General features: G+C 64.7%; 9 protein-coding genes, 1 tRNA gene and 1 pseudogene. 3 read left to right on the forward strand and 8 right to left on the reverse strand.

The features are described 5' to 3' along the window. Positions 1-14 precede the first annotated feature (14 nt). From gltB to ACX40P_RS02640, 5 genes are all read right to left on the reverse strand, one after another. A complete protein-coding gene (gene gltB / locus ACX40P_RS02620; protein ID WP_459124730.1) occupies positions 15-4,529 on the reverse strand; it encodes a glutamate synthase large subunit in 4,515 nt (1,504 codons plus the stop codon). After that, entirely contained in the window at positions 4,526-5,272 is a 747-nt protein-coding gene (locus ACX40P_RS02625) for a DUF2059 domain-containing protein (RefSeq protein ID WP_459124731.1), read from the reverse strand. The genes gltB and ACX40P_RS02625 overlap by 4 nt, the downstream gene beginning before the upstream one ends. After that, positions 5,269-6,711 carry an NAD(P)-dependent oxidoreductase gene (locus ACX40P_RS02630; RefSeq protein WP_459124732.1) on the reverse strand — a complete coding sequence of 481 codons (1,443 nt, stop codon included), beginning with the start codon at positions 6,709-6,711 and terminating at the stop codon, positions 5,269-5,271. The genes ACX40P_RS02625 and ACX40P_RS02630 overlap by 4 nt, the downstream gene beginning before the upstream one ends. Positions 6,712-6,866: 155 nt before the next feature. Beyond that, positions 6,867-7,664, reverse strand: coding sequence for an undecaprenyl-diphosphate phosphatase (locus ACX40P_RS02635; RefSeq protein WP_459124733.1), 798 nt, complete (start codon positions 7,662-7,664; stop codon positions 6,867-6,869). 7 nt (positions 7,665-7,671) lie between these two features. Then, positions 7,672-8,601, reverse strand: a complete 930-nt coding sequence (locus ACX40P_RS02640; protein ID WP_459125220.1) for a complex I NDUFA9 subunit family protein — start codon at positions 8,599-8,601, stop codon at positions 7,672-7,674. A gap of 110 nt (positions 8,602-8,711) precedes the next feature. On the opposite strand from ACX40P_RS02640, the gene ACX40P_RS02645 reads away from it, so the two are divergent. From ACX40P_RS02645 to ACX40P_RS02655, 3 genes and pseudogenes are all read left to right on the forward strand, one after another. Further along, positions 8,712-8,798, forward strand: a tRNA-Leu gene (locus ACX40P_RS02645). A gap of 91 nt (positions 8,799-8,889) precedes the next feature. After that, a pseudogene (locus tag ACX40P_RS02650) lies at positions 8,890-9,057 on the forward strand (DUF6538 domain-containing protein); the annotation flags it as partial. Between the two features lie 183 nt (positions 9,058-9,240). Beyond that, complete coding sequence (locus tag ACX40P_RS02655; RefSeq protein WP_459125221.1) at positions 9,241-10,449, forward strand: site-specific integrase; 1,209 nt, start codon at positions 9,241-9,243, stop codon at positions 10,447-10,449. A gap of 127 nt (positions 10,450-10,576) precedes the next feature. Here ACX40P_RS02655 and ACX40P_RS02660 read toward each other — a convergent pair whose 3' ends face one another. From ACX40P_RS02660 to ACX40P_RS02670, 3 genes are all read right to left on the reverse strand, one after another. Then, positions 10,577-11,410, reverse strand: a complete 834-nt coding sequence (locus tag ACX40P_RS02660; protein ID WP_459124734.1) for a hypothetical protein — start codon at positions 11,408-11,410, stop codon at positions 10,577-10,579. Further along, positions 11,407-11,859 carry a hypothetical protein gene (locus tag ACX40P_RS02665; RefSeq protein WP_459124735.1) on the reverse strand — a complete coding sequence of 151 codons (453 nt, stop codon included), beginning with the start codon at positions 11,857-11,859 and terminating at the stop codon, positions 11,407-11,409. The genes ACX40P_RS02660 and ACX40P_RS02665 overlap by 4 nt, the downstream gene beginning before the upstream one ends. Positions 11,860-11,953: 94 nt before the next feature. Continuing rightward, entirely contained in the window at positions 11,954-12,472 is a 519-nt protein-coding gene (locus ACX40P_RS02670; RefSeq protein WP_459124736.1) for a hypothetical protein, read from the reverse strand. Positions 12,473-12,493: the final 21 nt, after the last annotated feature.

The raw sequence follows: 12,493 nt of genomic DNA on the forward strand, positions 1-12,493 counted from the left end.
GCGTCCCGTCTGCGTTACTCGGCCGCGACCGCCATCTCCGCATCGTCGAGCGGGTGGGAGAGGCGGGTCAGCATTTCCTTCGGACAGATCTGGCGGAAATGGCCGCGGATGCGCTCCCAGTCCTCCAGCAGGCCGGCGGCGAACTTGCTGTCCGTGGCGGCGACATGGCGGGCGATCAGCGCGCGCAGCACGCCCTCCCAATGCGCCGACGCCAGCGGCTGCCACACGATCGTCTCCGGGTTCGCGCGGCGGGCGAAGCAGTCTGCGGGATCGTAGACGAACGCCATGCCCCCGGTCATGCCCGCGCCGAAATTGGCCCCGACATCGCCCAGGATCACCGCGACACCGCCGGTCATGTACTCGCAGCCGTTGGCGCCGCAGCCTTCGACCACCACCTGCGCGCCCGAGTTGCGCACGGCGAAGCGCTCGCCCGCCTGGCCCGCCGCGAACAGCCGGCCCGAGGTCGCGCCGTAGAGCACGGTGTTGCCGATAATCGTGTTCTCGTTCGATTTCAGCGGCGAGCTGACCATCGGCCGCACCGCGATGACACCGCCCGACAGCCCCTTGCCGACATAATCGTTGGCGTCGCCGAACACTTCGAGCGTGATGCCCTTGCACAGGAAGGCGCCGAGCGACTGGCCGGCGCTGCCGCGCAGGCGGACGGTGACGTGGCCGTCGTCGAGCGTCGACATGCCGAACGCGCGCGTTACTGCCCCCGACAGGCTGGTGCCGACCGCGCGGTGGGTGTTGCGCACGCTGTAGGTCAGCTGCATCTTCTCGCGCCGGCTGAACACCGCGCCCGCATCCCGGATGATCTGCGCATCGAGGCTGTCTGGCACGGCGTTGCGCCACGTATCGAGCGAATAGCGCCGCTCGGCATCGCTCGCGTCGACCTTGGCGAGGATCGGGTTGAGGTCGAGATCGTCGAGATGCTCGGCGCCGCGGCTGACCTGACGGAGCAGCTCGGTGCGGCCGATCACCTCGTCGAGGCTTCGCACGCCCAGCCGCGACAGGATCTCGCGAACCTCCTCGGCGATGAAGGTCATCAGGTTGATGACCTTTTCGGGCGTGCCGGTGAATTTCTGGCGAAGCTTTTCGTCCTGCACGCACACACCCACCGGGCAGGTGTTCGAATGGCACTGTCGCACCATGATGCAGCCCATCGCCACGAGGCTCAATGTACCGATGCCATATTCCTCGGCGCCCAGGATCGCGGCGATGACGATGTCGCGCCCGGTCTTGAGGCCACCGTCGGTGCGCAGCTTCACACGGCCACGAAGGCTGTTGAGCGTCAGCGTCTGGTTGACCTCGCTCAGCCCCATTTCCCACGGGGTGCCGGCATATTTGATGCTGGTCTGCGGGGACGCGCCGGTGCCGCCGTTGTGGCCGGCGACCAGGATGACGTCGGCGTGCGCCTTCGCCACGCCCGCCGCGACCGTGCCGATGCCGGCCGACGACACCAGCTTCACGCAAACGCGCGCGCGCGGGTTGATCTGCTTCAAGTCGTAGATCAGCTGCGCCAGATCCTCGATCGAATAGATGTCGTGATGCGGCGGCGGCGAGATGAGGCCGACGCCCGGCGTCGCGTGGCGCAGGCGTGCGATCAGTTCGGTGACCTTGAAGCCGGGCAGCTGCCCCCCTTCGCCAGGCTTGGCGCCTTGGGCGACCTTGATCTCGATCTCGTCGCAGGCGTTGAGATATTCCGCCGTCACGCCGAAGCGGCCGCTCGCGATCTGCTTGATCCCGGAGTTGGCGTTGTCGCCGTTCTCGCGCGGGGAATAGCGCTCCTTGTCCTCGCCGCCCTCGCCCGACACGGCGCGCGCGCCGATGCGGTTCATCGCGATCGACAGCGTCTCGTGCGCCTCTGGCGACAGCGCCCCCAGCGACATGCCCGGCGTGACGAAGCGCTTGCGGATCTCGGTGATCGCCTCGACCGAATCGATCGGCACGCCGTCCTTGGGGTAATTGAACTCCAGAAGGTCGCGCAGATAGACCGGCGGCAGGTCGCGGACGCCGCGCGCGAACTGGAGGTACGTCGAATAGCTGTCGGTCGCGACCGCGGTCTGCAGCGTGTGCATCAGCGGCGCGGAGAAGGCATGCGTCTCCCCGCCATGACGCTGGCGATAGAAGCCGCCGATCGGCAGCGTCGCGACCGCCGAATCATAGGCCGCATCGTGGCGCATCGTTGCGTTGAGGTAGAGCGAGGCATAGCCCTCGCCCGAGATCTTCGCAGGCATGCCGGGGAACAGGTCGTTGACCAGCGCGCGGCTCAGGCCCACCGCCTCGAAGTTGTAACCACCGCGATAGCTGGAGATCACCGCGATCCCCATCTTCGACATGATCTTGAGCAGCCCCTCGTCGACGGCGGTGCGGTGCCGCTTCAGGCAGGCGTCCAGCGCGAGATCGCCGAACAGGCCGCGCGCGTGGCGATCGCGGATCGCAGCCTCGGACAGATAGGCGTTCACCGTGGTCGCGCCGACGCCGATCAGCACCGCATAATAATGCGTGTCGAGACATTCGGACGAGCGGACGTTGACGGATGCGTAGCTGCGCAGGCCCCGACGGACGAGGTGGGTGTGGACCGCCGCGACGGCCAGCACGCCCGCGATCGCCATGCGATCCGGGCCGATAGCCTCGTCGGTCAGGAACAGTTCGGACTTGCCCTGCCGCACCGCCTGTTCGGCCTGACGGCGGATGTCGGCGATGGCGGCGCGCAGCCCCTCGGGTCCGCTGCCCGCCGGAAAGGTGCAGTCGATCTCGGCGGCGCTACTGCCGAAATGCGTCTTCAGCCGGTCCCAGTCGGCGCAGGTCAGCACCGGGGTTTCGAGCACCAGCACCTTCGACGGCGCGCCCGACAGATCGAGGATGTTGGCGAGGTTCCCGAACCGCGTTTTCAGCGACATCACGTGCCGCTCCCGCAGCGAATCGATCGGCGGGTTCGTGACTTGCGAGAAATTCTGGCGGAAGAACTGGCTGATGAGGCGCGGCTTGTCCGAGATGACGGCGAGCGGCGTATCATCGCCCATCGAACCGATCGCTTCCTTCGCGCCTTCGACCATCGGTGCCAGGATCAGCTCCATGTCCTCCATCGTCTGGCCGGCGGCGACCTGCCGTCGCGCCAGTTCGGCGCGATCCCAGCCGGGGAGGGAGGGGGCGACGGCGGCCAGATCGTCGACGCCGACGAACTCGCCGATCATCGCGGCATAATCCGCCTCGCCCGCGATCCGGTCCTTCACCGCGCGGTCATGCAGCACGACGCCTTCGTCCAGGTCGACCGCGATCATCTGGCCCGGGCCGAGGCGACCCTTCTCGACCACGCTCGTCTCCGGCACCACGACCATGCCGGTCTCCGAGCCCACGATCAGCAGGCCGTCGCCGGTCAGCGTGTAGCGTAAGGGGCGGAGCGCATTGCGATCCATGCCCGCGACCGCCCAGCGGCCGTCGGTCATCGCGAGCGCGGCGGGGCCGTCCCACGGCTCCATGACGCTGGCGAGGTACTTGTACATCTCCAGATGCGGCTTCGGCATGTCGTGCGACCATGCCTCAGGCACCAGCATGATCTTGGCGGTCGGCGCGTCGCGGCCCGAACGGCAGATCGCCTCGAACACCGCGTCCAGCGCGGCGGTGTCGGAGGCGCCGGCCGGGATCACCGGCTTGATATCCTCGCTGCGCTCCCCGAACGCGATGCTCGCCATCTTGATCTCGTGGCTCAGCATCCAGTTCTTGTTGCCGCGGATCGTGTTGATCTCCCCGTTGTGGGCGAGGCACCGGAACGGCTGCGCCAGCCACCACTGCGGGAAGGTGTTGGTCGAATAGCGCTGGTGGAAAATCGCGACGCGGCTTTCGAAGCGGTCGTCGGTCAGGTCGGGATAGAAGACCGACAGCGATTCGGCGAGGAACAGTCCCTTGTAGACGATCGAGCGGCAGCTGAGCGAACAGGCGTAGAAGCCCTGAATCTGCGCGGCGATCACGCGCTTCTCGATCCGGCGGCGGACGAGATAGAGCTCCTTTTCGAAATCGGCGGCGGAGGCGTCGTCGGGCAGGGGGCCGGCGATCATGATCTGCTCGATCTCGGGCCGGGTGGCCTGCGCCTTCTGGCCGATGACCGTCACGTTCACCGGCACCTGGCGCCAGCCGTAAATTGTCCAGCCGGCGTCGATGATCTCGCTCTCGACGATCGTGCGGCACGCCTCCTGCGCGCCCAGATCGGTGCGCGGCAGGAACATCATGCCGACCGCCAGCCGGTTCGGCATGGCGCGGTGGCCCGAGGCGACGATGGCGTCGTCGAAGAACTTGGCCGGCAGATCGACGTGGATGCCCGCACCGTCGCCGGTCTTGCCGTCCGCATCGACCGCGCCGCGGTGCCACACGGCTTTGAGCGCATCGACCGCCGCCTGCACGACACGCCGCGAGGGGACGCCGTCGGTCGCCGCGACCATGCCGACGCCGCAGGCATCGCCCTCATATTCGGGGCGGTACATGCCGTGTTCGGCGAGGCGGAGGCGTTCGGTGTTCATCGTCGGGGTCATCGCTTGCCGCTCTTCTTAATATGCGCGTCCAGCGCGGTCTTCACTACCTGCTCGATCCGCTTCTCCATGACGGGATCGGGCCGGGCGGATGCCGCCGCCACCGCCGCCATGACTTCGGTGGTCACGGCAGGCAGCTTGCGGCCGGCGCTGGTCTGCACCAACGCGACCATCGCCGCCTTGTCCTCGTCGCTCGCGGTACGCACGACTTCGGCGATACCCGGCGTCGCGCCGTTGCGCAGGTCGCCCGCAGTCATCGCCGTCGTGCCCTCGTTGACCATGCGCGACAGGGTGGCGCCATAGTCGGAGCCGCGGCCCATCGCCGCGATCACGCGCTGCCCGGTCGGCCCGCGATAGAAGGCGAGCAGCTGACGCAATTCCGCCGGATCGAGCGAGCGGGCATAGATCGGCGCGATCTCGGTCCAAAGCTTGGGCAGCAGGCCGATGGTATAGTCGACGATCACCGGAGTCATGGCCGCCATCACGGCGGCGATCGCGCCGGGATATTGCTTCTCGAGCGCCGCCATCGCCGGGTTCTGGGCGAACGCGCGAGGCATCGTCTCCGCGGAGATCTTGCCAAGCTGCGCTCTGGTCAGCGCCTCGCTGTTCAGCTCGCGCGCCAGCTCGAGCGCGAGAGCGAGGCGGGCGGGGTCGATCGCGCCCGACGCGGGGGCCGGCGCGGTCGGCAGCTGCGCGGTCGCGGGAGCGGCGAGCAGCAGCGCCGATACAAGAACGGCGGCCCTCACGCCGCGACCTTCCGCGCCGCCGCCTTTGCCTTCAGATGCGCGTGCATCCGCTCGCTGACATCACGCCCGTCGCGGATCGCCCAGACGACCAGCGACGCGCCGCGGACGATGTCGCCGGCGGCGAAGACGCCGTCCAGGCTGGTCATCATCGACTTGGCATCGACGCGCACCGTACCCCAGCGGGTTACGCCCAGCTCTGGCGCGCCGAAGAGGGTCGGCAGATCCTCGGCATCGAAGCCCAGCGCCTTGATGACCAGATCGGCCGGGACCGAGAAGCCGCCGGCGGGATCGACCTCGGGCGCGCGGCGGCCACTGGCGTCGGGGGCGCCGAGCCGCATCGCCGACGCCTTCACGCCGGTCACCTGCGTGCCGCCCTCGAACGCCTCAGGGGCGGAGAGCCAGACGAATTCGACGCCTTCCTCCTCGGCATTCGCCGTCTCGCGCTTCGATCCGGGCATGTTCGCACGGTCGCGTCGGTAGAGGCACTTCACGGATGCCGCGCCCTGGCGGACGGCGGTGCGGACGCAGTCCATCGCGGTGTCGCCGCCGCCGATCACGACGACGTTCTTGCCCGCGGCGTCGAGCGACCCGTCGTCGAACGTGGGGACGGCATCGCCGAACCCCTTGCGGTTCGACGCGGTCAGGAAGTCGAGCGCATCGACCACCCCCGCCGCCCCGACCCCGGGCGCCCTGATCGCGCGCGGCTTGTAGACGCCGGTCGCGATCAGGAGCGCGTCATGCTTCGCCCGAAGTTCATCGAGCGAGCCATGCTCTCCAACCGAAAAACCCTCATGGAAGACGATACCGCCAGCCTTCAGCCGGTCGACGCGGCGCATGACCACGTCCTTCTCCAGCTTGAAACCGGGGATGCCGTAGGTCAGCAGCCCGCCGGCGCGGTCGTAGCGGTCGTAGACATGGACCTCGTACCCATAGCCGCGCAGATATTCCGCCGCGCTCAGCCCCGCCGGGCCGGCGCCGATGACGCCGACCGACTGGCCGCGGGCAGGGCCGGGCACCAGTGGCTCGACCCATCCTTCTTCCCAAGCGGTGTCGGTGATGAATTTCTCGACCGAGCCGATCGTCACCGCGCCGTGGCCGGAGAATTCGATGACGCAATTGCCCTCGCATAGTCGATCCTGCGGGCAGATGCGGCCACAGATCTCGGGCATGGTCGAGGTGCTGTTGCTGAGCTCATAGGCCTCGCGCAGCCGCCCCTCCGCGGTCAGGCGCAGCCAGTCGGGGATGTGATTGTGCAGCGGGCAGTGAACCGAGCAATAGGGCACGCCGCACTGCGAACAGCGACCGGCCTGATCCTCCGCGGCGACGACGGCGTATTTCTCGGCAATCTCTCGGAAGTCGTCGGCGCGCTCGGCTGCCGACCGCCTGGCCGGATAAGCCTGATCGCGATCCACGAATCTCAAAACCTTTTCGCCGGCCATATGCGCCCCTTTCATGGGCTGCATATTTCAATGCGACATGCGAGTCACGACATTTTCGGCCAATAGGTAAGTTATGCTTACCATTAAACTTTTAAATTTCCGAAGTTGCGAATTGCTCGCGACTGCTCGACCGGATTTATCTGGCCGATCCGGACCTAACGCATCGACAGCCAGACAAGCGCGCTCGCGCCGGCGACAATCCGATACCAGGCGAACGGTGCGAAACCGTAGCGCGTTACCACCGCCATGAACGCCTTCACCACTGCCAGCGCCACGATGAACGACACGACTGCGCCGACCGCGATCAGCTCGATATCGCCCGGCGTGATCGCGGCGCGGTGCTTGTAGAGTTGCAGCACGGTCGCACCGGTCAGCGTCGGTATGGCGAGGAAGAAGCTGAAATCCGCCGCGGTGCGCCGGTCGATCCCCAATGCCATCGCCCCCATGATCGTCGCGCCCGAGCGGCTGACGCCCGGCACCATCGCCAGACACTGGACGAGGCCGATCTTAACCGACTGCCCGATCGAGACGCCCGAAATGCCGAAGACGTTGTCGGTCTTCGCCAGCCGCTCGACGATCAAGATACCGATGCCACCGACGATCAGCGCCCAGGCGACGACCGTCGCATTCTCCAGCAGCGCATCGATCTGGTCCCCCAGCAGCAGCCCGAGCGCCACCGCCGGTACGAAGGCGATCAGCAGGTTACGCACGAAGGCCACCGACTGTGGCTGCCAACTCATCAACCCTTTGCCGACCGCCCAGAAGGTGCGCCAGTACAGCACGACGATCGCCAGGATCGCGCCCGGCTGGATCGCGATGTTGAAGATCGACCAGCGCGCGGCGTCATAGCCCATCAACTCGGTGGCGAGGATCAGATGCCCGGTGGAGGACACCGGCAGGAATTCGGTGACCCCCTCGACGATGCCGAGGATGATCGCGGTCAGTATTTCCATCGTCGGATCAGGCCGTCTGGCGCTTGGCGAAGCGGCCGTGGCGGCGATAGCGGACCAGCCACGACGGCGCGACGCTCGCCATCGCGGTCGGCACGATGCCGAATGCGCCCAGCCCCTCCTCGCCGGTGACGACGTTGTCGGACTGCAGCATCTTCCACTGATCCTGCGTGATCGGTGCGCCGGGCAGGAAGCCGAGCTTGGCGATCAAGCCGCCGATCTCGTCCGGCAGTTCGACCATCGCGGGGGAGCGGCCGGTCTCCTGCGCCAGGAAATCCTGAATGCCGCGCATCGTCATCACGTCCGGCCCGCCGAGCGCCAGCGTGCGTCCGCCCGCCTTTGCCGGATCGTCGAGCGCGGCAAGCACGGCCTCGGCCACGTCCTTCACATAGACCGGTTGGAACTTCGCGCCGGCGCGCAGCACCGGCAGTACCGGCGCCTTCGCGATCAGCGCGGCGAAACGGTTGGTGAAGGCATCCTCCTGCCCGAACACCAGCGAGGGGCGCAGGATCGTCGCGGCGGGGAAGGCGGCGCGCACCGCCTCCTCGCCCTCGCCCTTCGTGCGGCCATAGGCCGACGCGCTTTGCGGATCGGCGCCGATCGCCGAAATGTGGACGAGCGCCTCCAGCCCGGCATCCGCCGCCGCCTGTGCGATGGTCCTCGCGCCGCCCGCGTTGATCGCGTCCATGCTGGCGAAGCTGCCGACCAGATTCACCGCCATATCGGCGCCGGCGAGTGCGCGGACGACCGAGTCGGGCCGGGTCACGTCGACCGCGACGAACTGCGTCTGGCCGAGGCCCCCAAGCGGCTTCAGGAACACCGCGCCGCGCGGATCGCGCTGTGCGATCCGCACCCGCGCCCCCGCGGCGAGCAGCGCCTGCGACACATAACGCCCGACGAATCCGCCGCCGCCGAACACCACCACCAGCTTGTTGCGTATCACGTATGCGCTTCCTTGCAGTCTCGCCCGAACCGACGATGTGCGTTTCCCATGCCGCGCGCTGTTGACAAGCGCAACCACCGTCCCCTAGAGGCGCCGGCCTACCCCGTGCCCAGATGGCGGAATTGGTAGACGCACCAGCTTCAGGTGCTGGCGCTCGCAAGGGCGTGGAGGTTCGAGTCCTCTTCTGGGCACCATTCCCCCTAGGCTATTGAAAAGCCTAGGAAATAGCTGAGAAACAACGGTTTTTACAGGCGGCTGTTACAGATGTAACAGGGGCTGAAAGCCATGTGTACCTATCTCGCTAAGCGCGGTTCTACCTACTATTTCCGGCGGGCAATCCCTGTCGAGCTACGGCCTGCCTTTGGCGGTCGGGCTGAGTTCATGCTGTCGCTACGGTCCAAGGATCGGGCAGAGGCCAAGCTCCTCATCCCTGCTCACACTACAGAGACGGACAAGCTGCTAGCCGATGCTATCCGGTCCCTAGCTGGCAAGCCTACTCCTAAGCCGAACGCTCCCCTGTCCCCTGCTCAAATGGAGCGGGAGCGGACCCGGTGGGAACAGGAGCAAGAGCAAGCGGACCATGTAGCCGACGAGCTATTCGCCACGGACATGGAGGTTGAGGCCCTATCTCCTATCATGGATGCCCTGAGCGCGGGTAAGGAGCCTGAGGGATCGCTAGCCGACATAGCTAGGGCTGGCAGGCTGCTAGTCGAGCATGAGCGGGAGACAGCCGGGGCAGATCGGGAAGCCCTGATAAACTCGCTTCATGCCCGGTTCGGCCAGAATGCCCGCGCATCGAAAGGGCAAAATCAGGCCGTTGAGTACAGCGACGCTGCCAAGGCCAGTGATGGCAAAGGCAAATACCTAGATACCGACATCCTCGACGGATGGGCCGCTGAGCGTAAGCCGTCGCCCCGTGGCAAGGATGCCTATTGGCGGGATGCCAAGCTGTTCAATTCCATGATGGGCCGGAAGTCCGTCGAGCTAATCACCAAGGCCGATGTGATGGCCTACAAGCGGAAGCTGATAGCGGACCCGGCCCGGTCACAGGTCAATGTACGGGATCGGCTGGCCTACCTGCGGACCCTGCTAGAGTGGGCAGCGCAAGAGGATATCGTACCCGTCAACGTAGCCCGTGATGTGAAGATGGCCGTCACTGAGCGGGGAGAGAAGCGTAAGGACTTCTCAGTTGATGACCTGAATGCCCTGTTCGCTGGTCCCGTTCATGCCAATGGCGAAAGGCCTAAGGGCGGCTATGGTGAAGCTGTCTATTGGATGCCCCTGCTTGCCCTGTTCATGGGAGCGCGCCGGGAAGAGATTGGCCAGCTACGGGTGCAGGACGTGAAGCCCGTTGCCTACATAGACGATGACGATAAGCGGCAAGAGGTATGGTGTATCGACATTACAGATACGCCGGATGACGACGCCTTGCCTAATCAGATCAAGAATGAGGCAAGCAATAGGCTAGTCCCGCTGCATCCTAAGCTAATTGAGCTAGGTTTCATCGACTATGTGCAAAAGCTGCCAGATCAGGCGGGCCGCGTATTCCCCGGCTTGAAGGCTGTAGGCATCGGCAAGAAACTAACCGACAAGGTAGGCCAGTGGTTCAGCCGCTATAAGCAGGATTGCGGGATAGAGGATAAGGCCAAGGTCTTTCACTCATTCCGCCATACATGGAAGACCCATGCAGTAGATGCCGGTATCCCTGAGCGGGTGTGCCGACAGTTCCAAGGGCATGAGGGTAAAGACGCTGCCGACAAGTACGGGGCCGCTCCATCTATGCGAGTAATGGTAGCGGCTATTGCATCTTACCGGGTGCCGGGGCTGGTCATTCCCAAGCCTTGAACGAACGCGACATACAGATACCCGAAATCGCCCCGCTCAGCCCCCCGTCAGGAGTCGATTGGATGCGGTCGGGTATCTGTAGGCCGGGATGAGCTATCGCCTCTCAGCGACTCTCCTAGGCCGGTTCTCAGGCATCCGGCCCGAGCGGTACGCCAGCCTCACGGCGGGCGGCTTCCCCGGTCGGGGTCACTCGGTATCCCGTGCCGGTCGCTGAATAGGCAATGTCCCCTACCGGGGTGCCATGCGAGCGGCGGGCGGCTTCGCCAGTCTTCCCTACCGTGATCCCGGTCGGACCCTTCCCGCCCGTGAAGGGATCATAGCCGGTCATGCTCTGTCCGACCTGAGGGCCGGTAGGAGCTTGCGAGACGAGGGTATAGCCGGTCGGACCCTGCACCCACTGCGGGCCGCTTGCCGGGGCCTGAGCGGGCGTAGCGGGAGCCTGAGCGGCGGGGCTGGGAAGGCCATTGAACCCGAATGAGCTATTGCCCGTCTGGCCCGGTGCGAGCGTGGCGGCATCGGGAACATCGGGTGTTTCGGCGAAGGCTTCGGACGTGCTGCCTAGCGCATCATCGATAGTCCAATTGGCCGCATCGGCCTCGGTTACTTCACCCTTGCTGACAGCCAATGCCTTGGCATCTTCAAGGATCATAGGGGCAAGGCCATCAAGGCAACTGTCATCGCCAGTGTTATTGTACTCAGTCAGCGCCTTGTCATACAGCGCAACCGTAGCATCATCGCTATTGTGGATCAGATCAACGGCAAGATGCAGCGTATTCCCCATAGCAGGGACACGGGCAATGAAGCGATCAATGGCATTCTTGTAAGCAATATTGGCAGGATAGCCTTTAGCCAATTCAGCAGTAGCGGCTTGCTGTACAGTGCGGGGATTGTGACCGTGTACGGCAATCAGGGATAGAGCCGCCTTGACCTTGATGGCCTGACGGGGAGTTAGAGCGGTCATGTGGTTTCCTTGAAGGTATTGAGAATGTGGGGCCTTGCCGGTTTGGCAACGGGGACCGGATCAACTTCGCCTAGGGTCGGGATAGGCGGGATGATCCCCTTACGGACGGCAGCGGCGAGGTATTGGAAGGCGAACTTGCAATCATTGGCCCTGAGGTACGGACGGCCAGCAGCTTCCCAGAACGCGTGAATGTCCCCGGCCATACGGCGGGCTATGCCTTGGGCATCCTCTGGCAGGTCGTAGAGTGGCGGCGGCGCTTGATCGGTCAGCTTAGGCCAACCTGCCTCATGCTCTAGCGCCTGCCTTGTCAGCAGCACGGACAAGTTACCGGCTTCAACGGGGATAAAGGCGGCGTTTAACGGATCGTCGGTCTTCATCAGCCATGTAGAGACGGCACTGTATTCAAGATGGACTTTAGCGGCATCGGCATAATCGCCTGCCCGGTTCATCAGATCATCTAGCGTTGTAGGGATCAGTTTGACCTTGGGTACATAGTCTGGGCGGGAGGGCTTAGGTGCCTCTCCCGTACCCCAGTCATGCAGATCAGGCATTAGGGCGGCCAAACCCTTCCCCGACGTATCCCCGCTGCTTAGCTAGAAAGTACAGCGCCATAGCATCGGCAGGCTTACCCGGAGCAAGGGCCATGATGCTGGGAGGAATGGCATGGGGTTTCTGCGTTACCAGATAGTCGTACGCATCATCGTCAAGGGCGGCAAATCCAACGCATTCATGCTGCTTAGGAGGACTAGCCTTAGCTAACATGTCCCAAGTGTCTTTCATATACTTGATGATGAAAGAGGTAGTCAGTAGATTATCACCCAGCTTTGTCTCAACGCGGATATCAGAGAAGCGGCTAAGCCGTTGAGTGCGAGCCTCTACCTGTTCGTCAGCGAGGGCGGTAGCAAAGCGATCCTTGGCATCCTTCAATGCCTTATCAAGTTCGTTGGCCTTATCCATGGCAGGCTTGCCAAGGATATCGATATAATTGTTGACCTTGAGCAATTCGGCACTGAGCGTTTCAATCTCAACGGCAATAGCAGCAAGGGTATCTTTGTTGGTCATGGCTGTTCCTTGTATGAAATA

This window comes from Sphingomonas sp. RS2018, assembly GCF_054489605.1.